Annotated in this window: 15 protein-coding genes; 1 reads left to right on the top strand and 14 read right to left on the bottom strand. The window is 72.2% G+C overall.

Annotation, left to right across the window (positions count from 1 at the left end):
• Positions 1–104 precede the first annotated feature (104 nt).
• From QQ657_RS02915 to QQ657_RS02970, 12 genes are all read right to left on the bottom strand, one after another.
• A complete protein-coding gene (locus QQ657_RS02915) occupies positions 105–389 on the bottom strand; it encodes a DUF202 domain-containing protein (RefSeq protein WP_284740453.1) in 285 nt (94 codons plus the stop codon).
• Positions 386–742, bottom strand: coding sequence for a YidH family protein (locus QQ657_RS02920; protein WP_284740454.1), 357 nt, complete (start codon positions 740–742; stop codon positions 386–388). The genes QQ657_RS02915 and QQ657_RS02920 overlap by 4 nt, the downstream gene beginning before the upstream one ends.
• A complete protein-coding gene (locus tag QQ657_RS02925) occupies positions 739–2,064 on the bottom strand; it encodes a sulfatase family protein (protein WP_284740455.1) in 1,326 nt (441 codons plus the stop codon). The genes QQ657_RS02920 and QQ657_RS02925 overlap by 4 nt, the downstream gene beginning before the upstream one ends.
• Positions 2,064–4,436, bottom strand: coding sequence for a beta-glucosidase (locus QQ657_RS02930; RefSeq protein WP_284740456.1), 2,373 nt, complete (start codon positions 4,434–4,436; stop codon positions 2,064–2,066). The genes QQ657_RS02925 and QQ657_RS02930 overlap by 1 nt, the downstream gene beginning before the upstream one ends.
• A 14-nt stretch (positions 4,437–4,450) precedes the next feature.
• The gene (locus QQ657_RS02935) at positions 4,451–6,016 is read right to left on the bottom strand and encodes a sulfatase family protein (protein WP_284740457.1); all 1,566 of its coding nucleotides are present in this window, start codon (positions 6,014–6,016) and stop codon (positions 4,451–4,453) included.
• 23 nt (positions 6,017–6,039) lie between these two features.
• Complete coding sequence (locus QQ657_RS02940; RefSeq protein WP_284740458.1) at positions 6,040–6,966, bottom strand: formylglycine-generating enzyme family protein; 927 nt, start codon at positions 6,964–6,966, stop codon at positions 6,040–6,042.
• Positions 6,963–9,008 carry a dipeptide ABC transporter ATP-binding protein gene (locus QQ657_RS02945; RefSeq protein WP_284740459.1) on the bottom strand — a complete coding sequence of 682 codons (2,046 nt, stop codon included), beginning with the start codon at positions 9,006–9,008 and terminating at the stop codon, positions 6,963–6,965. The genes QQ657_RS02940 and QQ657_RS02945 overlap by 4 nt, the downstream gene beginning before the upstream one ends.
• Positions 9,005–9,907 carry an ABC transporter permease gene (locus QQ657_RS02950; protein ID WP_284740460.1) on the bottom strand — a complete coding sequence of 301 codons (903 nt, stop codon included), beginning with the start codon at positions 9,905–9,907 and terminating at the stop codon, positions 9,005–9,007. Before QQ657_RS02950 ends, QQ657_RS02945 begins: the two co-directional genes overlap by 4 nt.
• A gap of 18 nt (positions 9,908–9,925) precedes the next feature.
• Positions 9,926–10,873 (bottom strand): ABC transporter permease, encoded by a 948-nt coding sequence (locus tag QQ657_RS02955; RefSeq protein WP_284740461.1) that lies wholly within the window; start codon positions 10,871–10,873, stop codon positions 9,926–9,928.
• Positions 10,870–12,420 (bottom strand): ABC transporter substrate-binding protein, encoded by a 1,551-nt coding sequence (locus QQ657_RS02960; RefSeq protein WP_284740462.1) that lies wholly within the window; start codon positions 12,418–12,420, stop codon positions 10,870–10,872. Before QQ657_RS02960 ends, QQ657_RS02955 begins: the two co-directional genes overlap by 4 nt.
• A 144-nt stretch (positions 12,421–12,564) precedes the next feature.
• A complete protein-coding gene (locus tag QQ657_RS02965) occupies positions 12,565–13,161 on the bottom strand; it encodes a TetR/AcrR family transcriptional regulator (RefSeq protein ID WP_284740463.1) in 597 nt (198 codons plus the stop codon).
• Between the two features lie 46 nt (positions 13,162–13,207).
• Positions 13,208–15,004, bottom strand: a complete 1,797-nt coding sequence (locus QQ657_RS02970; protein ID WP_284740464.1) for a sulfatase — start codon at positions 15,002–15,004, stop codon at positions 13,208–13,210.
• Positions 15,005–15,092: 88 nt separating this feature from the next.
• Between QQ657_RS02970 and QQ657_RS02975 the strand changes: the two genes are divergently transcribed.
• The gene (locus tag QQ657_RS02975) at positions 15,093–16,547 is read left to right on the top strand and encodes a sulfatase family protein (protein WP_284740465.1); all 1,455 of its coding nucleotides are present in this window, start codon (positions 15,093–15,095) and stop codon (positions 16,545–16,547) included.
• 254 nt (positions 16,548–16,801) lie between these two features.
• Here the strand turns inward: QQ657_RS02975 and QQ657_RS02980 are convergent, their stop codons facing one another.
• A complete protein-coding gene (locus QQ657_RS02980) occupies positions 16,802–17,395 on the bottom strand; it encodes a hypothetical protein (RefSeq protein WP_284740466.1) in 594 nt (197 codons plus the stop codon).
• Positions 17,396–17,443: 48 nt separating this feature from the next.
• Positions 17,444–20,680 carry a hypothetical protein gene (locus QQ657_RS02985; protein ID WP_284740467.1) on the bottom strand — a complete coding sequence of 1,079 codons (3,237 nt, stop codon included), beginning with the start codon at positions 20,678–20,680 and terminating at the stop codon, positions 17,444–17,446.
• Positions 20,681–20,861: the final 181 nt, after the last annotated feature.

Genomic DNA, 20,861 nt, shown 5'->3' on the forward strand with positions numbered 1-20,861 from the left:
CAGCGGTGGAAGCCGTGGCCGGTCTTGCGGCCCAGCTGACCGGCGGCAACCCACAGACGAGGGCGTGCCGAGCCGGGGAACCCTAACTGTCCACCGTGGACTCCCTAGCTCCACAGCAAGTGTCCGGCGGCGAACAGTCCGGTCACGCTGGTCGCCACCGTGATGGCGAGCAGCACCCTCGGTGCCACAGCCGGGCGCGGGAACAGCCCGGCCCATCCCGCGACCACCGTCAGCCCCAGCGCGCCGAACCCGGCCAGCAGGCCCGGCAACGAAGCTCCGAACAGCCCAGCTCTCAACAGCACGGCCGCCGTCACCGCGGCGGACAGCGCCGTGCGGCGCCAGGCCAGCGCGGTGCGCTCCGGCTGCAGCCCCGGGTCCCGCTCGCTCACGGCCGGTTGGTCAGCACGACGACCACCACGACGAGTCCGGTCACCGCCGCGATCGTGCCCATCGCCGCGGGGAGCCAGTCCATCGGCAGCGGTCGCTTGTGGCGCATCGCCCGCTGGACCCGCGCCCACCGCCGGTAGGCGAAGGCCGCCAGCACCGTGCCCGCCGCCGCCAGCAGCACCGCCAGCCCGGTGCGCAGCCCGGCGACCGAGAACGACGGTACGAGCTGCGCCAGTGCGACCGCGCCGGCGATCAGCGCGAGTGCGGTGCGCAGCCAGGCCAGGAAGGTCCGCTCGTTGGCGAGGGTGAACCGGTAGTCCGGCTCCTCCCCCGCCTCGTACCACCGGGGTTTCATGAGCCGGCCAGGAAATCCCGGTAGGTGCCCCGCAGCGGATCACCGGTCCGGTCCAGCCAGGTGAGCAGCTGCCGCCGCGCCGCGGCCAGGTCCTCGCGGTGCGCCGGGTCCGTGGCCAGGTTGGTCAACGAGTGCGGGTCGGCCTGCAGGTCGTAGAGCTCCTCCGGGGCGCGGTGCCGGTAGAACCCGACCCGGTCGCCGCCCGCTTCGACCATCGCCGGCCAGGTCAAGCCCAGCATGTTCTCGGCGCGGTACTCCGTGACGCCGTCCGACCAGGCGTTCCAGATGTAGCCGAACCGGGCGTCCTGGCGGCAGCGCATCTCGAACCGGCCTTTCATGGCCGTCTCGTGGAACACCGTGTGCACCGCGTCGCGGCCGTCCTGCGGTTCCCCGCGCAGCAGCGGAAGCAGGCTCTGCCCGTCCAGTCCGGACGGCACCGGCACGCCGGCGGCCGCGCAGAAGGTCGGGAAGAGATCCAGCGCCGACACGAACGCCGTGTCCTCCGCCGTGCCGGGCCGGGTGACGCCCGGCCAGCGCACGATCAACGGCGTCCGGCTGCTCTGCAGATAGCAGTTGGCCTTGGCGAAGGGCACCGCGATCCCGTTGTCCGAAAGGAAAACGACGAGCGTGTCCGCGGCATCCACGGCCCCGAGGACCGCGGCGACGACGTCGTCGCAGCGCCGCGACGAGCTCAGGTACTCGCGGTACTCCTGCCGCACGCCGGGCAGGTCCGGCAGGAAGCCGGGCACTCCGACCTCATCCTCCGAACCGAACACCCGGGACGGCGCCGGGTAGGTCGCCCGTGCTTCGGCGGGAAACCGCTCCTGTTCGGCCTGGCTGCCGGAGAACGGCCGGTGCGGGTCGTGCGCGTTCGCCATCAGGAACCACGGCCTGCCCTGCGCGGCCGCCTCGGCGCAGAAGGCCGCCGATGCCTCGCCGTAGGCCGCGGGGCTGCGGCCCATGCCCAGCTCGCGCATGCCCCGGACGAAGTCCCAGCCGAACCGCTCGATCGGTTGGAGGTGCTCGACCTTGCCGAGGATCCCGGAGAAGTACCCGGCTTCGCGCAGCACCTCGGTGAGCACCGGGACGCCGTCGGCGATCGGTTCGAAGCCCTGCGCGCCGTTGCGGTGCGGCCACCGGCCGGTCATGATCGCCGACCGGCTCGGCTGGCACACCGCGACGGCGACGTGCGCCCGCCCGAACGTCGTGCCTTCGGTGGCGAGCCGCTCGAGCGCCGGCGTGACACCGGCCGGGCCGCCGAAGCAGCCGGGGGTGTCGCCGCCCATGTCGTCGGCGGTGATCAGCAGGATGTTCGGCGGCATCACGCGCTCCCGAGCCGCAGGGTGGCACGGACGTCGCCGAGGCCGCGGGCGAGCAGCAGTTCCCCTTCCCGCGGCAAGTCCGCCCAGCTTCCCTGAGCGGTGTCCCAACGGCGCCGCAGCCGGGGATCACCGGTCACTTCGACCCGCGCGCTCTGCCCCGGTTCGACGGTCGCGGCGCCCCACCCGACGAGCCGCACGGGCTGGTCTTCATCGGCCGGGCGGAAGTACACCTGGACGACCTCGCGGCTGGTGCGGCCGCCCGTGTTGGTCACGGTGACCGCGACCCGGTGACCCACGTCGTCCAGCGCCGCGGCGTCGGAGTACGCCCAGGTCGAGTAGCCGAGCCCGTGCCCCAGCCAGAACGCGGGTGCGGGCGCCTTGTCCGCCGCATGGCCGCGGTAGCCGACGAAGGGGCCTTCGGCGTATTCGAGGCGGCCGGCCACCGGCGTCACCGACCACGCGGGACTCGCGCCATCCGCCGCGGGGAAGGTCGTGACCAGGCGGCCGGCGGGCTCGATGTCGCCGAGCAACGCGGCCGCGACGGCGTGGCCGCCCTCCTGCCCGGGCAGCCCCGCCCAGAGCACGGCGTCGACCTGGTCGAGCCACGGCATCAGCACTGGGGTCGCCGCGTTCACGACGACCACCGTGTGGGGTGCCACGGCCGCGACCGCGGCGACGAGGTCGTCCTGGGCGCCGGGCAGCCGCAACGTCGTCTTGTCGACCGCCTCGGTCTCCTGCTCCTCGGTCAACCCGACGACGACCACGGCCACGTCCACGGACCGCGCCGCCGCGACTGCCCGGCCCACCACATCGGCAACGTCGTCCGGGGCCGGTCGCGCCACCAAGCCGTACAGGCCCCTCCCGGCGTCGAGGGCGACGTCAGCTTCGAACAATTCGCCGGGCTCGACGTCCACGAGCACCGTGCCACCCGGCGGGCGCAGGACCGCTTCGCCCACGTCGCCACTGGTGAGCCCCAGCTCGAACCGCACGGTCTGGCCGCCGGCGCGCACTTCCCACGTGCCGATGCCGATGCCGCCGACCAGCATTCGCCCGCCGCGCGGCAGCCGCGCGGACAGGCGGACGACCCGCGGGGGCTCGGGCAGGTCGTCGTCGATACCGATCATGGTGCTCGCTGCCGGGCAGTCGCGTTCTTCGAGCTGGGAGCCGTCGGCCGCGTGCAGCGTCACCCGCATGCCGGGCTCCCCGGTGTCCGGGTGCACGGCGAACTCCGGCCCGGCCGGGACCGGACGCTCCCGGACCTCCACGCCGTCGACGACCGTGACCGCGAGCAACTCGGTCAGCCCCTCGGCGACGCTCACCTGGTACGGCGGGTTCACCTGCGCCGAGCCACCGCCCATGTCGATCGTGTCGACGGCGTGCCGGCCGATCAGCGCCACGGTGGTGTCCCGCCGCAGCGGCAGGACTCCGCCTTCGTTGGTCAGCACCGTCATGCCTTCGGCGGCGAGCCGGGTCAGCTGGGCGCGCCGGACCGGGCTGTCCGGCGCAGGCACCTCGCGAGACGGCTGCGGGGCCCCGACACGTTCGGCAAGCAGCAGCAGGCGGCCGAGGTGGTCGTCGATCACCGCCTCGTCGACCTCACCGGCTTTCACGGCGTCGACGAGCTGCCGACCCCACGGGCCGGCCGGGCCGGGCATCACCAGGTCGAGTCCGGCGTTGGCCGAGGGTGCCGTACTGGTCGTGGCCCACCAGTCGGAGACGACCAGCCCGCGGTAACCCCACTCCCCCTTCACGATGTCGGTGATGACGTGCGCCTGTTCGGTGGCCGGGGTGCCGTTGACGCGGTTGTAGGCGGCCATGATCGACCACGCGTCCGCGTCGGCGACCGCGATCTCGAACGGCAGCAGATACACCTCGCGCAGCGTCGCTTCGTCCACCACGCAGTCGACGGCGTGCCGCTCGGTCTCGGATTCGTTGGCCACCAGGTGCTTCAGGCACGCGCCGACACCGTTGTCCTGCAACCCGCGGACGTAGGCGGCGGCGAGCGCGCCGGAGAGCAGCGGGTCCTCCGAGTACGCCTCGAACAGCCGGCCGCCGAGCGGGCTGCGGTGCAGGTTGATCGTCGGCCCGAGCACGACGTGGATACCCTGGGCCGCCGCCTCCTCCGCCAGCAACCGGCCCACTTCGTAAGCGGTACCGGTGTTCCACGCCGACGCCAGCAGCGTGGCATTGGGGAACAGCGTGACCGCGGGGCCGCCGGAGAACGTCAGGCCGCGGACCCCGGTGGGCCCGTCCGACAGCCGCAGCTCGGCCAGCCCGATCGCGGGCTCCGGGCGCAGCGTGAACATGCTCGCGCCGGTCAGCAGCGCGACCTTGGCCGGCAGGTCCAGCGCACTGTCCACAAAGGAACTCATCGAAAGCCTTTCGGTCAGGCGGAATCGGCGGCGGCCGCGATCATCCGGTCCCAGGCCGCGTGCCGCTCGGGCGTCCAGGCGACGTCCGGGGCGTGCCAGGACACCGGCGTGGCTCCGGTCGCCGCGGACAGCCGTCCGGCGAGGTCGTCGGCGAGGTGGCCGCGGCCGGTGGCGCGCAGGTGTTCCTGGTAGCGGACGGGGTCGTTGTAGTAGACGGGCCCGACCTGCAGCGTCGTCTGCATCGGGTCGGGCAGCGCGCCCGGACGGCCGGCGTAGGTGTGCAGCCACTCCGCCAGGTGCGTGCGCATCCGGTCGGCCAGCTCCGGTTCCTTGTCGAGCAGGTCGGTCGTGAGGTGCGGGTCGGCGGTGACGTCGAACAGCTGCTCCCACTCCGCGCGGAACGCGCCGGGGTGGTACGTGCGGATGTAGAGGTGGTCCCGGGTGCGCACGGACCGCTGGTAGGTGTGGGCCCCGTGGCCGAGCACGAGGTACTCCCGGGACGGGATTTCGGAGCCGCGGACGGCGTCGGCGAACGACGTGCCCTGCCAGCCGCGGGGCACCGGCACCCCGAGCAGGTCGCAGATGGTGGGCGCGAAGTCGATGTTGTACAGCAGTGCGTCGCAGTGCCGGGCTTCCTCGGGCAGCCGGTCGGTGACACCGGGCCAGTAGACGACCAGCGGCAGCCGGTGGACCGGCTCGTTGGCCAGCCCGTGCTCGGCGTAGGAGCCGTTCTCGCCGAAGGACTCACCGTGGTCGGCGCTGACGATGATCGCCGTCTCGTCGGCGATGCCCAGTTCGTCCAAAGTGGCCAGCAGCTCGCCGAACAGGCTGTCCCAGTACATGATCGTGCCGTCGAACCCGTTGATCAGGTGCTCGAAGTCGGCCCGGGTGCGGATCGCCTCCGGCATGTTCTCCGGGTACGGCGACTTCCGCGGCCCCACCGAGTAGTGCAGGTCCAGCGCGCTGCGGGGACCGTAGACCTCGGCGTGCCCGTCGATGGCCTCTTGGTCCGGCCAGGCCGGGGCCGGGCCGGAGGCGGCCGCCCGCTCGGTCCACTCCTTCCCGGTGAGGTACGGGGTGTGCGGTTCCCAGTAGGTCAGGTGCAGGTACCAGTCGTCTTCGTGCGCGTGCCGGCGGATCCAGTCCAGTCCTACGCGGTTGATCTCCCGGCCGTCCTCGTCGTTGATCTCGTCGGTGGCCCGGATCGACTCGCGGAAGTTGCCGAGGAAGTGGTAGGCGCGATGGCGTTCGGCGAACATCGAGACGGCGGCGGTGTAGTGGCCGTGCTGTCCCAAGCGCTGGCCGAGCAGCGGGCGGTCCGGGTGCGGGGCGTGGCCGGAGTCGAGCCGGAAGCGGGCGGCTTCGCCGAAGTGGCCGATGACGCCGTTGGTGATGCCGAACTGCCCGCTCGTCATGGCGGTGCGGGAGGGCAGGCACGGCGAATCGGAGCAGTAGTACCGGTCGAACACCACACCCTTGTCCGCCAAGGCCTGCAGGTTCGGCGTGGTGGGTCGCTGGTAGCCGTACGGCTGCGTGTGGTCGGCGCGGAGCGTGTCGACGTCGACGTAGATGACGCGCATGTGAACCCTTCTCGTGGCGGCGGTCAGCCGGAGTCGCGGGCACAGCGGAACCCGGTGTTGCCACCGGAGCTGTCGGGGGTGTTGTGGGAGCGGGCGGCGACGCGGTAGCGGTTGCAGTAGGAGACGTGGCACAGGTAGGAGCCGCCGCGGGTCACCCGGTCCATCCCGGTGGCCGGTCCGGCCGGGTTCCGCGCCCGCGCCGGGTGGTCGGTCCCCCACCGGTCGGCGCACCACTCCCAGACGTTGCCGGCCATGTTGTGCAGACCGAAGTCGTTGGGCGGGAACGCGTCCACCGGTGCGGTACCGGCGTAGCCGTCTTCCGCGGTGTCGGTGATCGGGAAGCGGCCCTGCCAGATGTTCGCCAGGTGGCGGCCGCCCGGCGTCAGCTCGTCGCCCCAGGGGTAGCGGCGCTGGTCGTGGCCGCCGCGGGCGGCGTACTCCCATTCCGCCTCGGTCGGCAGCCGCTTGCCCGCCCACCCGGCGTACGCGCCGGCGTCGTGCCACGAGACGTGGACGACCGGATGGTCCGCGCGGCCCGCCAGGTCACTGCCGGGCCCCTCGGGACGCCGCCAGTCCGCGCCGTCGACCGCGGCCCACCACGGGGTGACGTCCGGGCGGGGCGAGATGCGGCGGAGTTCCCGGTTCAGGAACCGGACGAACACGTAGGACCAGCCGAGGCTCTCGGCCTCCGTCACATAGCCGGTGTCGTCGACGAAGGCGGCGAAGTCGTCGTTCGACACCGCGTACCGGTCGATGAGGAACGGGGACAGCTCGACGGTTCGGACCGGGCCCTCGCCGTCGGCTGGGAAGCCCTCGGCGTCGTCGGTGCCCATCCGGAACTCCCCGCCCGGCAGGGCCACCATCCCGGCGCCGGACCCCGGCCGCGTGGCCACCGGCGACTCGGGCGTCACGGCATCGCCCGGCGGCCGGCCCGGGGCGCAGCAGCTCATGCCACCGCCCCCGTCCGGGCCAGCTCGCCGGCGAAGTGGCAGGCGGCCAGCTGACCGCCGTCCGTCGCCGACAGCACCGGCTCCTCCTCGGTGCAGACCGTCCTTTCCGGACGGTGCAGCGGGCCGATCGGGCACCGGGTGCGGAACCGGCAGCCGCTCGGCGGCTCCTTCGGGCTCGGCAGGTCACCGCCCAGGACGATCCGCTCGCGAGTGCACCCGCCGGTGTCCGGGACGGGCGAGGACGCCAGCAGCGCCGCCGTGTACGGGTGCTGCGGCGACGAGTAGACGGCTTCGGCGTCCCCGATTTCGACGAACCGGCCGAGGTACATGACCGCGACCCGGTCCGACAGGTGCCGCACCACCGACAGGTCGTGGGCGATGAACAGGTACCCGAGGTCGAACTCGTCGCGCAGCGACTCCAGCAGGTTGATGATCTGGGCCTGGATGGACACGTCCAATGCGGACACCGGCTCGTCGAGGACCAGCAGCTTCGGCCGGGCCGCCAAAGCGCGGGCGATGCCGACGCGCTGGCGCTGGCCACCGGAGAACGCGTGCGGGTAGCGGTCGAGGTGCCGTTCGTCGAGCCCGACCCGCTCCACCAGCCGCACCACTTCCGTCGCGCGTTCCGTCGCGGGGGTGCCGCGGACGGCGAGCGCCTCGTCCAGGGACTGGCGGATGGTGCGGCGCGGGTTCAGCGAGGCGTACGGGTCCTGGAACACGTACTGCACGGTGTCGCGCAGGTGCGGTGAGCCCGCGGGTTCCTTGGGGCCGACGGTGTGCTCGCCGACGCGGACGGTGCCGGCCGCGGCCGGGTTGATGCCGACGATGGTGCGCGCCAGCGTCGACTTCCCGCACCCGGACTCACCGACGAGCCCGAGGGTTTCGCCGCTGGAGACGGCGAGGCTGACCCCGTCGACGGCGTACACGGGCTGATGCCGCCGGAACAGGCCGGTGCTTTCGGCGTTGACGTCCACGCGCAGGCCGGTGATGTCCAGCAGTGGCACCGGAATCCGTGCACGCCGGGCGGCGGCCGCGGCGGGCGGGCGCATCGGCGGGATCGCCGTGCCCGCCTGCGTCACGTGACAAGCGGCCGAGTGCCCGTCGCCCCGCCGCGGCACCAGCTCGGGCACCTCGCGCATGCAGACGTCCTCCTTCAGCCGGCACCGCGGGTGGAAGGCGCAGCCCTCCGGCAGGCGGGCCGGGTCGGGCGGGGCGCCCGGGATCGACGGTAGCCGGCGTCCGGTGGACACCTCGTCGATCCGGGGCATCGCGGCGAGCAGGTCGGCGGTGTAGGGCAGCTCGGGGTGGTCGAAGATCGCCGTCACCGGCCCGCGTTCCATGACCCGGCCGCCGTACATGACGACGACTTCGTCGCACATCTCCGCGACCACCCCCATGTCGTGGGTGATCATCAGGACGGCGATGCCCAGCTCGTCGCGCAGCTTGCCCAGCAGCCGCAGGATCTGGGCCTGGACGGTGACGTCGAGCGCCGTCGTCGGTTCGTCCGCGATCAGCAGCGACGGTGAGCTCGCCAGCGCCACGGCGATCACGACGCGCTGGCGCATGCCGCCGGAGAACTGGTGCGGGTAGTCGTCGATCCGCCGGTCGGCGTCCGGGATCCCGACCTGGTTCAACAGCTCCCGGGCGCGTTCCCGCGCGGGTCGCTTGGCGGTGCCGTGCACGATCATCGCCTCGGCGATCTGGTCGCCGACGGTCATCGCCGGGTTGAGCGCCGACTGCGGGTCCTGGAACACCATCGCGATCTCGCGGCCGCGCAGCTCGCGCATCCGCTTCTCCGGGAGCGTCAGCAGATCCGTGCCGCGGTAGCGCACTTCGCCACCGGCGATCCGCCCCGGCGGGCGGACCATCCGCAGGATCGAGCGGGCGGTCACGGACTTCCCGGACCCGGACTCGCCGACGATGCCGACGACCTGACCGGGGCGGACCGAGAACGTCACGTCGTTGACGGCGTGCACGACGCCGGCCGGGGTGTCGAAGTGGGTGCGCAGGCCGCGCACGTCCAGCAGGATTTCCTCGGTCATCGCCGGGTCGCCGCCTCGTTGAGCGCGTCGGACAGGAGGGTGAAGGCGAGCGCGAGCAGCAGGAGCACGAGGCCCGGCCCGAGCACGTAGGTCGGCAGCGAGCTGACGTAGCGCGCGCCGACGTTGAGCATCGCGCCGAGCGACGGGTTCGGCGGGTTGATCCCGAGCCCGACGATGCTCAGCCCGGCCTCGATGAAGATGGCCACCACCATGAACACCGTGGCCTGCACCAGGATCGGGTCGGCCACGTTGGGGAGGATGTGGCGCACGAGCACCTTCGGCCGCGACACCCCGAGTACCCGGGCCGCCAGCACGTACTCCCGCTGCTGCTGGGCCAGCAGGCCCGCCCGCGCGAGCCGCCCGAACCCGGGCAGGCCGGCGATCACGATCGCGACGAACAGGGACGTCCAGCCGGCCCCGATCATCAGCACGATCATGATGCCGAGGATCAGGCCCGGAAAGCCGAGGACGATGTCGAGCAGGCGCTGCGTGGCCGAGCCGAGGAGCTTGGACAGGTAGCCGGTGAGACCGAGCAGGGTGCCCAGCACCACGCTCACCGGGACCGCGGTGAGGATGAGGCTCAGGTCGGTGCGCAGCCCGTAGATCGTGCGCACCAGGATGTCCCGGCCGAACTCGTCGGTGCCGAGCAGGTGGGCCGCGGACGGCCCGGTGAGCGCGCCCTGGGCCTGCAGGTCGTAGCCGCCGGGCGCGAGGACCGGGGCGAGCACCGCGACCGCCACCAGCAGCGCCAGCAGCACCGCGGCCGCGATTCCCTTCGGGGTGCGGAACGCCTTCGCGTACCGGGCGAACGAGCCGCCCCGCTCGGGTTTGCGCGCGGCCTTCGGGGTGGCCACCGCCGCCGCCACGGGGGCGGCGACCGTCCTTTTCGGAATGACCATGGTCACTGTCCCCTCATGTTACTGTCCCAATCGGATGCGGGGGTCGAGAGCGGCGAGCGCGATCTCGGTGAGCAGCTGGGCGAGCACCGCGATGCACACCGTGCCGACGATGAGCACCTGGACGACCGCGTAGTCGGCGTTCTGGGCACCGGACACGGCCAGCTGCCCGAGCCCGTTGCGGGCGAAGATCGCCTCGATGACGACCGCGCCGGCGAGCAGGTCGCCGAACCGGATGCCGATCGCCACCACGGCCGGGCCGAGGCTGTTGCGCAGCACGTGCCGCACGCTGATCCGCCGCGACGGGACGCCCTTCGCGACCGCCAGGTCGACGAAGTCCTCCTGCCGCACGCCGAGCATCGACGTCTGGACCAGGCGGGCCACGCCGGCCGACATGGGCAGCGCGAGCGCCAGCGCCGGCAGCAGCAGGTACTGCAGCCCGATGGACGGGTTGTCGAGCACCGACGTCTCGCCGCTGATCGGCAGCAGCCGGACCGCCACGCCGAAGACGAGGATCAGCAGCAGGCCGACCAGGAACGGCGGCGCGGCCAGCAGGCCGGTGTTGGCCGCGCCGACGAGCGTGCGCGCCCATCGGCTGCGGGCCGATCCGGCGAGGACGCCGAGGCCGATGCCGAACACGACCAGGAAGACGCCGGCCAGCACCGCCAGCTCGACGGTGCTCTCGAGCCGGTCGCCGATGAGCTCGGCCACCGGCCTGCCGTACTGGAACGACTGCCCGAGGTCGCCGGTGAAGAGGCCGCCGATCCAGTGCAGGTACTGCGTCACCCACGGCTGGTCGAGCCCGAGCTGCGCGCGGATCGCGGCGATCGTCTGCGCGGACGCGTCCGGGCCGGCGATCACCGCGGCCGGGTCGCCCGGGGCCAGGCGGGGCAGCAGGAAGGCGATCACGCTGGTGGCCAGCAGCACCAGGACGATCGACGGGAGGCGGCGGACCAGGAACCTGCTCATCGGACCAGGCACGTTTCCCGGGCCAGCAGCCCGCCGGAGGTGACCGCGACCCCGCCGACCGCGGTGGACCGGACCATGATCCCCGGCGTCGTCACGACGACGTGCTGGACGGCCTGGTCGAGCATGTACGCGGTCAGGTCGTGCACCGCCTTGGCCGCGCCCGGGCCGCTGCCCGCCTGGATGACGCTCTGCACCAGCGCGGTGTACTCGGGACTGGTGAACTGCCGGTGGGCACCCTGCAGCCGCACGTCCGGGTTCGTCTGCGCGAGCAGCGACGGGGTATCGACGAGCCCGCGGAACGACAGGTAGTTGCCGCCCTTCTGCGCCGACAGCCGCGCCTGGTAGTCCGGTGCCGGCAAGGCGACGAGCGAGGGCTTGAGGCCGACGTCGGTCAGGTTGTTGGCGATGATCTGGTACTCGGCCTGCAGCTGCGGGTTGTTGATGATGGTGATCGGCACCGCGGCTCCGGCGGCGCCCGCCTGCTGGATCAGTTGCCGCGCCTTGGCCGGGTCGTACCGGTAGGTGTTCTCGAGGTCCTTCGGGTAGGTGCCGCCCTCCGGCCAGACCACCCCCGCGGTGGTGCCCAGGCCGCCGAAGACCTGCTGCTTGATCCGGTCGCGGTCGATCGCGTAGCCCACGGCCTGGCGGGCGGCCTTGTCCGCGAACACCCCGCTCGTCGTGTCGAGGACGAGCGAATAAACCGCCTGCAGGCTGTCCTGGAGCTGGAACTGGCCGCCTTGCCGGGTCACCGTCTGCGCGTCCTGCGTCGTCAGGCCCGAGGCGAGCTGGGTCCGCGCGGACCGCAGGGCCGCCAGCTGCGCGGTCGAGTCCGGGATGACCACGTTCTCGATCCGGTCCAGGTGCGGCAGGCCCGGCTGCCAGTACTTGTCGTTGCGGACCAGCACGATCTGCGACCCCGGCTGGTACTTCTCGACCTCGAACGGGCCGGTCCCGACGATCTTACTGCCGTCCGCGAGCCCGGCGTAGGTCTGCGAATCGACGATCGGGGTGTCGTCGAGGACGCTGGCGAGCACGGGCGACAGCGGTGTCTTCGACCGGATCGTCACGTCGTGGTCGCCGGTCGCCTCGAGCTGCCAGCCGGCGATGATCTGCTTGTCGTTCGACGGGCTCGCCGGGGCGAGCGCCTGCTTGAACGTGAACAGCACGTCGGCGGCGGTGAACGGCCGTCCGGTGTGGAACGTGACGCCCTGGCGCAGGGTGAGGACGGCGCTCCGGTCGTCGGCGCCGAGCTTCCACGCGGTCGCCAGCAGGGGTTCCGGGTTCTTGACGTCGCCGTTCTTCACGGCGAGCAGTGGTTCGAAGACGCCCCTGGCCCACAGCGTGTTCGCCGCGCTCTGCGCGAGGACCCGGGCGGGGAGCGGGGGCTGGGCACTCGCCACGACGAGGGTGCCGCCGGCGCGGCAGGCCGTCGACCCACCGGACGCCGCCTGCTGCTGCAGGTCCACGGCGGACTGGCAGCCGGCGACCAGGACGGCGGACAGGGTCAGCAGAAGAGCACCACGAATTCTGGATACGCCTGAGCGCATGGAGGACTCCTCGTTGAGTCGGGACCGACCTCGCCGAGCGCATGCTTCGCAGGCACGTCGCCGAGGGTGTGCGGCCGTGGACGGCCGTTGTGTGGGGAAAAGTTCAGGCTGTCGCCGCAGCGACAGCGCTTCGCGGAGCCGTCGTCAGTGCGCTTCGAGGCGGCGCATGGCCGCTTCGAAGATCGTGCACATGGCGACCGACGGGTCGCGAAGCCATTGCAGCTGCAGGCCGTTCATCAGCGAGACCAGTTCGGCGGCGGTGTCCGCCGGGTCGAGCGAGGCGGGCAGCCGGCCCTTCTCCTGGTCGCGTTCGATGAGCCGGGCGATGTGGCCGCGGACGCGGCGGTTGCGTTCGAGGAAGAATTCGTGGGCCGGGTGCGCCGGGTCGAGGCTCTCGGCCGCTTGGACGGTGAACAGCCGCACGAGACCGGGTTGCGTCTCGTTGCGGCGGCAGTGCGCCACCAGCCATTCCCGCGTGGAGGCCTCGGCGCCGGCGAACTCGGCCTCGACGGCTTGCTCGTCCTGGAGGTCGCGCTGTCGCAGCAAGGCGAGGATGAGCGCCTCTTTGCTCGGGAAGTGGTGCAGCAGCCCGGGTTGCGAGACCCCGACCTTCGCCGCGACCTCGGCGATGCTGGTGCCGTGGAAGCCGGCGACGGCGAACGCGTCCGCGGCGACGGCGAGGATCTGCTCCCGCCGCTCGGCGGCCGGGAAGCGGACCCGGCCGGACTGTGCTCGTGTCATGCGGCTCCTTCCAGTGATGCGGCTAACTTACCGAGTACTCGGTAAGTTAGGAAGTCCTACCGTCGGGTAACTTCTGATCGTCGCTGATCAGAGCGTCGCTCACCGCGGTCAGCTTTGCCCGGGGCAGCAGGCCGACCGCCGCCGCGGCGATCTCCACCAGGCTCAACCCACCGGCCATGGCGGCGAGCGGGCCCTCGAGCAGCCCGGGCACCCACACCTGGAGCACCGCACGGGCGCCGGGATCGGCGAGCAGCTCGCGCAGCGGGGAGTGCGCGCTCAGCGGCCCGTCCGGGTAGTCGTCACGGCGGATCGGTTCGCGGGCCGTCTCGACCTGCGTCCACTGCCGCCGCACCTGCAGGTGACCTTCGCCGGGATCTCCGTGTGCGGGCAGGCCGAGCCGCTCGTACTGCTCGGCCGGCGCGTCGGTCTCCCGCATCAGCCCGAGCAGGAGCCGGATCATCCGCAGCTCGAGCTCGTCGTCGACCAGCGGCCGTTCCTGGGCGGGGTCCTCGTGGAGGTCGAACAGGAGCGTGCCGAACGCGTACGGGTTGGACATCGCCTGCCCCGGCGTGCGCAGCACGGGAACGCCCTTGGTGAACGCGAACGGGGGCGCGAGTTCGGCGCCACGAAGCTCTTCGGGTGCGAAGCGGGCCGCCATGTGCGTCGGCATCAGCGTGTACTCCGCCAGCGGCGCGTTGGCTTCGGTGGCCGGCGCTCGCATGTAGACGTACCGGCCGTCCGTGACGCTCACATGCCCGCCGAACCCGCCGAAGAGCGCCGCTTCCCGGACCGGTTCATCGGCGGCGACGACGTCCCGCAGCGGCCGGCCCTGCATGTCCGGCGGCCGGGGCAGGCCGAACCATTCGAGCAGGGTGGGGCCGAAGTCGATCGTCTGCACCAGAGCCGATCTGCGCTCGCCGGCGGCCCCTGCCCGCGGGTCCCGGACGAACAAGGGCGTGTGGATCGTTTCGTCGTACCAGGGAGGCACGTTCTTGCCCCACCAGCCGTGCTCCCCCAGCAGGAAGCCGTGATCGGTCACGACCATCAGCAGGGTGTCCCGCCACAGGTCGAATTCGTCCATGCGGTCGAGCACGCGGCCCAGCGAGCGGTCGCACATCGACAGCAGCGCCGCGTACCGGTTGCGCACGTGGGTGACTTGCTCCGGGGTCTCCAGCACCTGGGCGTAGTCGGGCCAGTCGAGCTCCGGCCCCTCGTAGTCTTCGGGGTAGAGGTCGTGCCAGCGCGGGTAGCTGAAGAACGGCTCGTGCGGGTCGAACGTCTCGATCTGCAGGAACCAGCCGTCCTCGCCGTGGTTGACGTCCAGGAAGTGCAGGCCCGCGTCGAAAGTCCGCGTCTGCGGGTGGTCGGCCTCGTCGGCGAGGTACCGCCGGTTCACCTGGTCCTGGCGGTAAGCCGGCCGCCGGACGCGTTTGAGATCGGCCACCGGCTCCGGATCGGCGACCTGCCCTTGCCAGAAGTCCCCTTCCTGGCCGCGGAAGAACTCGTAGGTGCGGAACCGGTTGTGGTAGGTCGCGCCGCCGTCCTCCCAGTAGTGGGCGTGGTCGGTGACCAGGTGCGTGTGCACGCCGGCGTCGGTGAGCAGCTGCGGGGCCGAATCGTCGAACGGTTCCAGCGGTCCCCAGCCGCGGTGCAGGAAGTTGTGGCGGCCGGTGTGCATTTCCCGGCGGGCCGGCATGCACGGCATGCTGCCGGCGTAGCAGTTGTCGAACACCGTCGCCCGCTCGGCGAGCCGCGCGAAGTTCGGCGCGTGCACGCCGTTGGCCCCGTAGGCAGGCAGGTGGCGGCGGTTGAGGCTGTCGAACATGACGACGATCGCCTTCACGTGGCACTCCTTTACTTACCGAGTACTCGGTAGGTAGCCTGCCTCCATCCAAGCCCGGATCCGGCACGCAGGCAACCCTGGAGGCGTCGTGGCCCCACCTGACTTCGTCGTGATCGTCGCGGACCAGCTGCGCGCGGACGCGGTCGGCGCGTTCGGCGCCGAGCACGCCCGCACCCCGAACCTGGACGGGCTCGCCGCGGCGGGGATGACGTTCACCAACGCCTTCGTCCAGCACCCGGTGTGCTCGCCGAGCCGGGCGTCGTTCCTCACCGGCTGGTACCCGCACACCGCCGGGCACCGCACCCTGGACGGGCTCCTGCGGCCGGACGAGCCGAACTTCCTGCGGACCTTCCGCGACCACGGGTACCACGTCGCGTGGGCGGGCGACCGAGGCGACACGTTCGCCCGGAGAGCCACCGAACTCAGCGTGCACGAGCACGGGTTCACCGAGGTGCCGGCCGGGCCCCGCTGGGGCGGCGAACCCGCCGAACGACGGCGCCGCCGTCCCGCCGTTTCCGGCATCGAACCCGAAGACTCGTTGTGGGACCGGCTTTTCTACGGCGGCGAAGTCCTCGACGACGCCCTCGACTTCGACGAAGCCGCGGTCCGCACCGCCGAATCGTGGCTCGCCGATCCGCCGGAGCAACCTTGGATTCTCTTCGTCCCCTTGATCGCGCCGCACTGCCCGTTCGAAGCCGCCGAGCCGTGGTTTTCCCTCCACGACCGCGACACCCAGCCCGCTCCCCTGCCCCCGTCGGCCGGCCCCGCGTACCTCGCCGCCATCCGCGAGAAATACGGCCTCGACCGCGCGACACCGGCAGTGTGGCAAGAGGTCGCCGCCGTCTACCAAGGCATGGTGTCGCGACTGGACGCCCACGTCGGCCGGATCGTCGCCGCGCTCGCCCCCGAAACCGTCGTCGCCTTCTTCGCCGACCACGGCGAATACCTCGGCGACTTCGGCGTGATCGAGAAGTGGCCGTCGGCGATGCACGCGTGCATCACCCGCGACCCGCTCATCCTCAGCGGCGGCCCGGTTCCGGCCGGTCACCGCAGCGACGCGCTCGTCGAACTCGTCGACGTCTTCCCCACGTTGCTCGACCTCGCGGGGATCGAGCCCGACCACGTCCACTATGGACAAAGCTTGCGGCACCTGTTCGGCAACCCGGAGGGCGAGCACCGGCAGTACGCGTTCACCGAAGGCGGCTTCCTGGCCGAAGAGGAACCACGACTGGAGCGTGGCGCCTTCCCGTACGACCTCAAGGGCGAGCTGCAGCACGAAAACCCGCGGCTCGTCGGCAAGGCGTTCGCGGCCCGCGACCGCGACTGGACCTACGTCTGGCGGCTCTACGAACCACCCGAGCTCTACGACCGCCGGACCGACCCGGCCGAGACGCGGAACCTCGCCGGACGGGCGGAATCCGCGTCCGTCGAGGACCGGATGCGCGAGGCGGTCCTCACGTGGCTGGCCACCACGGCCGACGTCCTCCCCGCGCATCGCGACCCCCGGCGCCCCGCGGTCGATCTGCCGGTCCCGAAGCCGTAGCGATCAACTGCGAGTGTGCCTGCGCCGCTCACGAGGCCGCCGGGGTGGTCGCGAGGTCGGCGGCGGTCCAGGCCATCGCGATCGCACCGTCGAGCACGGCCCGGTCGGCGATCGCGGTGACGCAGGCCGCGGCAGCCGCCAGTTCGTCGCGGGCGGTCGCGGTCCGGACGACCCAGGAGGTGGTCTGCTGCTCTGTGGCACCCAGGATGCGGATCCGGTGCCCGGTGGCTACGACCTGGTGCGCCCGCTGCTTGTCACGAGCGCGCCGGTGCGGGTCGTACCGTTCCCACGAACCGCTGGAAGTCGGATGCGACGTCGTCGAACTGTTCGGGTGTGCAGGTGAGTACCAGTTCGAGCACCGTGCGCTGGTCGTGGACGTCGTCGATGGGCAGGTAGACCTGGCATTGCACGAGCCGCTTGCCCTCGTCCAGTTCGATGTCCAGCAACTGGGTCAGACCCGGCGCGTCGCCCTGGCCGAAATCCGCACGGTCGCGAACACGCACCGACTCGGCGACGTTCTCGACGCGGTGCACCGACTCGTCGGCGATCGTCGCCATCCGCACCGCCGGGTCGCGGATCTCTCCCGCGATCGTCAGGTTGGTGACGAATCCGCCGGCTCCACTCCGGGGAGAGACCGGACGTACCGCGACGAACGCGACCTCCGGTGCGCCGACCTCGTCCGGCGGAGCCGCCTGCCAGCCGTCCGGCAGCGCGAATTCGATGCGTACGGGCAGCTCTGTGACCATCGAACCGTGCTCCTGTCGGCAGTCCTCGGTTGACCGGATCAGCACGCAGGTCACCTTGGCGCCGCGCCTGGTGCTGATCCGGATATTCGCGTCAGTGCTCATCGGAGGTCCGGCACGACCGCCGGGTCGCGTCCGTCGGAACCGCCACGGTCAGAAGCCGCCGCCGTCGCCACCGCCGGACCCGCCACCCATGCCACCGCCGGAGTCTCCACCACCGGTACCTCCGCCTGAGTCACCACCGCCTGAGTCACCACCGCCTGAGTCACCACCGCCGGAGTCACCACCGCTGGAGTCTCCGCCCGAAGAGTCACCAGCAGAGGAGTCACCGCCGGCATCCCCCGTGCCGGAGTCGCCTGTTCCGCCCGCGTCACCGCTGCCGATCCCACCCTCGGAGCCACCGTCGCCGAAACCGCCCGCGGAGTCGGCGCCGTTGTCACCGGGAGTTTCGCTCGTGTTGCTGCTGGTCGCGGCGTCCGGGTTCGCCGGGGAGCCGGTCGCCGGATCGGCGGAGGAGCCGGGACTGTCATTTTCGCCCGTGGTTCCCGGAGTGGCACCGGAGTCGTCCGCGGACGCGGCGACCTCGCCGGCCGCCGGAGCCGGACCATCGCCGGGATCGTCGTTCGTCCCAGGAGCCGGGCCGGCGGGCTGGGAGTCGTCCGCGGCAGCCTCACCCGGAGCCGGACCAGGATCGGGATCATCGTTCTCACCCGTCGTTCCGGGGGTGGGGCCGGAGTAGTCCGCGTCGAAGTCCGACGGCGGAGCCTGATTCAGCGAAGCCGGCTGCTCGGCCGCCGGGTCCGGCTGGGGGGACTCCAGCTCGCTGGTCGGACTCTGCGGCTGCTGGGTGTCCTCCGCCGGTTCTCCCGGGTTCGGGGCGTCCATGTCGTCCGACACCGCCTTCTGGGGCTTGGCCGGGCTCACCGTGACGCTGAACCCGATCTTGCCCCCGACACCGACAGCCACTCCGGCGTCGGCGCCGATGGTGAACGAGCCGTCCGGGCCCCAGCCGAACCGCGCCCGTCCTTCGACGCCGAGGCCGTACCAGCCCTCGGCCGCGCCACCGACCCGCAGCCCCGCCACGTCGGCGTGTCCGTCGACGCCTGCCTTCGCACCGACGAACCCCTTCGCGCCGACGTCGACGCCTTCGGCCCCGAGGGCGGCATTCGCCCCGGCTTCGGCACCGACGTTGGCCTTGCCCTTGACGCCCACCTCGGCCGGGCCGTACGTCGCCGAGCCCTCGGCGGTCGCCTCGCCGAGGTAGCCGCTCGCGCCGATCTTCGCGTTGACGCCGTCCTTCGAGGCGCCCGCGCTCGCGTTGGCCTCTCCACCCAGGGCCTTGGCTTCGGCCTCACCGGAGACCGCGACACCGCCGACTTCCGTCCGTCCCTCCACGCCCACCTCGGCCGCGGGCCCCACCTTGACGCCGGTGGCCGCCGTGGGCAGGTTCGAGCCGTAGTCCGTGGTGCCGGCCTGTGCCTGCGCCGACTCGGCGGTCTGCTGGTCGCTGACGGTCGTCAGGGTGCCCACGTCGACTTGGCCGTAGGCCGCGGTTTCCGAGGTCACCTCCGCCAGGGAGCTCGGAGTCGTCCGGACGGTGACACCCAGCGCGTCGACGGGGTGGGCGTCGTAGGCGTCCCGTGCGGCCAGCTCGGTGGCGTTGTACTGCGTGGCGGTCTCGTTGAACCGCGCGATCGCGGCGTCCTGTTCGGCGACCGTCGTCGCGTTGTGGATGGCGCCGATGTCTTCGCCGAACCGGTCCCGGAAGCCGTTCTTGACGTTCGGGTCGGGCAGCTCGCTCAGCAGCGACCCGCTCATCTGCCGGTCGACCGCCTGCCTGTCCAGCGAGCCGCGCACGTCCGCGGGCACGGTCGAGGCGCGCAAGGCCTGCGCCGAGTACCGGCTGACGTAGCCCGCGGGCTCGGCCTTGGAGACCACGTCCCGCATCGCGGCGATCTGCGCCTGCGACAACGGAGGGGCGTCCGTACCGGGCACCGGTGGCGCCGCGGCGGGTTCGGATGCCGGGGCCGCGTGTTCCACCGGGACGGCCTGCTCGCGTCCGGGAGGCCGGCTCCCGACCGTCACCTCGTGCTGCTCGCCCGGCGGCCGATCGTGCGGGCCGATCAGGCTCAGGCCCGGGGCCAGACCGTCGGCCACCTGGATGACCGGGCGGAGCCTCGACGGTGGGCGTGCGCCGTCCGACCGCTTCGACCGCGCGCCCCGGTTCCCGGTGTCGCGGTCAGGGCGGACGACGTCGGTCGAGCGGGCAGGGTCGTCGGGCGCGACGTCCTGGAAGTCGGCGACCGTGTCGCCGTCGCGATCCGACACGCCGTAACGGACGTGGATGTTCTCCGCGGTGGTGACCTGCCCGTCGCTGTGCCGGGGCGGGGGGATCCGGAGCACCTTCGCGATGCTGTCGGCGATCGGGTTGGCGATCAGCGACGCGCCCTTGTCGTCGGGCCGGAACGGCTCTTGCCGGTCGCCCTGCTCGGTGAACGCCGAGTCGGGGGTGTAGATCTCGTGACCCGCGATCGCTTCGGCGAGGTCGGCGAGGGAGCCGCACCCGCAGAGCGTCACCGCGCGGTCGATCGCCTTGTTCAGGTCGTAGCCGAACTTCCGCACGCTGGTCAGATCGTCCTCGCCGACCACGCTCGCGGCGTGCGCGTTCTGCGGGTCCGCGGCCAGCGGGTAGGTGGTGACCACGATCTCGGCGTGCGGTGCACGGGTGGCGATCCCGGCCAGCACCTGGAGCATCCGCGCGACCAGCGTGGGTGCTTGGCCGGGTGGCGACGACTTGGCCTGGTCGAGGTACTCCTCGTCCGACGCCGTCCAGTCCAGCAGCGGGCCGAGTGCCCGGATCTCTTTGTCCAGGGCCGTGTTCGGCCCGCCGGTGGTCCGCTTGGCTTCGGTGAGCACCGTGGTCAGCCGGGCGTCGTCACCGCCGAAGCCGACGATGACCAGTTGGGCGTCCGGGCGGACCTGGTCGCGCTGCGGCGGGTTGACGACCCGGTTGTCCTGCCCGGTCTGGGCGAAGAAGAAGTCCGCGGTCCGCGCGCCGGCGGCGGCGACGAGGTTCGCGTCCACCTGCAGCGCCGAGTCGTCGCTCCGGACGCGGGCCAGCGCCTGCAAGGCCGGCGCGGTCGCGGACCGGTGTCTCGGGTCCGCGGGATCGGAGTAGGTGCCCGAAAGGCCGTCGCCCGCCATGTACGAGTCGCCGACGACGTCCACGGTCACGGACTGCTCGTGGGCAGGCCGGGCCTCCGCGGACGCGGGCGGCACAACGAGACCGGCGCCGATGAAGACGGCCCCGGTGGTGGCGACCGACAGCAGCCGCGGCAGCCGCGTGCACGCCGGGCCGGCACCACGCACCTTGCGGGCGGGGATGAACATCGCTATTCCTCCTGTGTGCCAAGCTCGTTCTCGGTCACGACCGCCCGGCTCTTAGAGCGGTTGCGGGGGCGTCGGTTTCCCACAGATCGTGGCGCGGGCCGTTCCGTGCGGTCCATGCCGCACAGGTGCGGCGTGGACCCGGGCGGGGTTCGGTGCCAGGCTTGGGGCCGGGTGCACGCCC

This window comes from Amycolatopsis ponsaeliensis, from assembly GCF_030182635.1.
Lineage (GTDB): Bacteria > Actinomycetota > Actinomycetes > Mycobacteriales > Pseudonocardiaceae > Amycolatopsis > Amycolatopsis ponsaeliensis.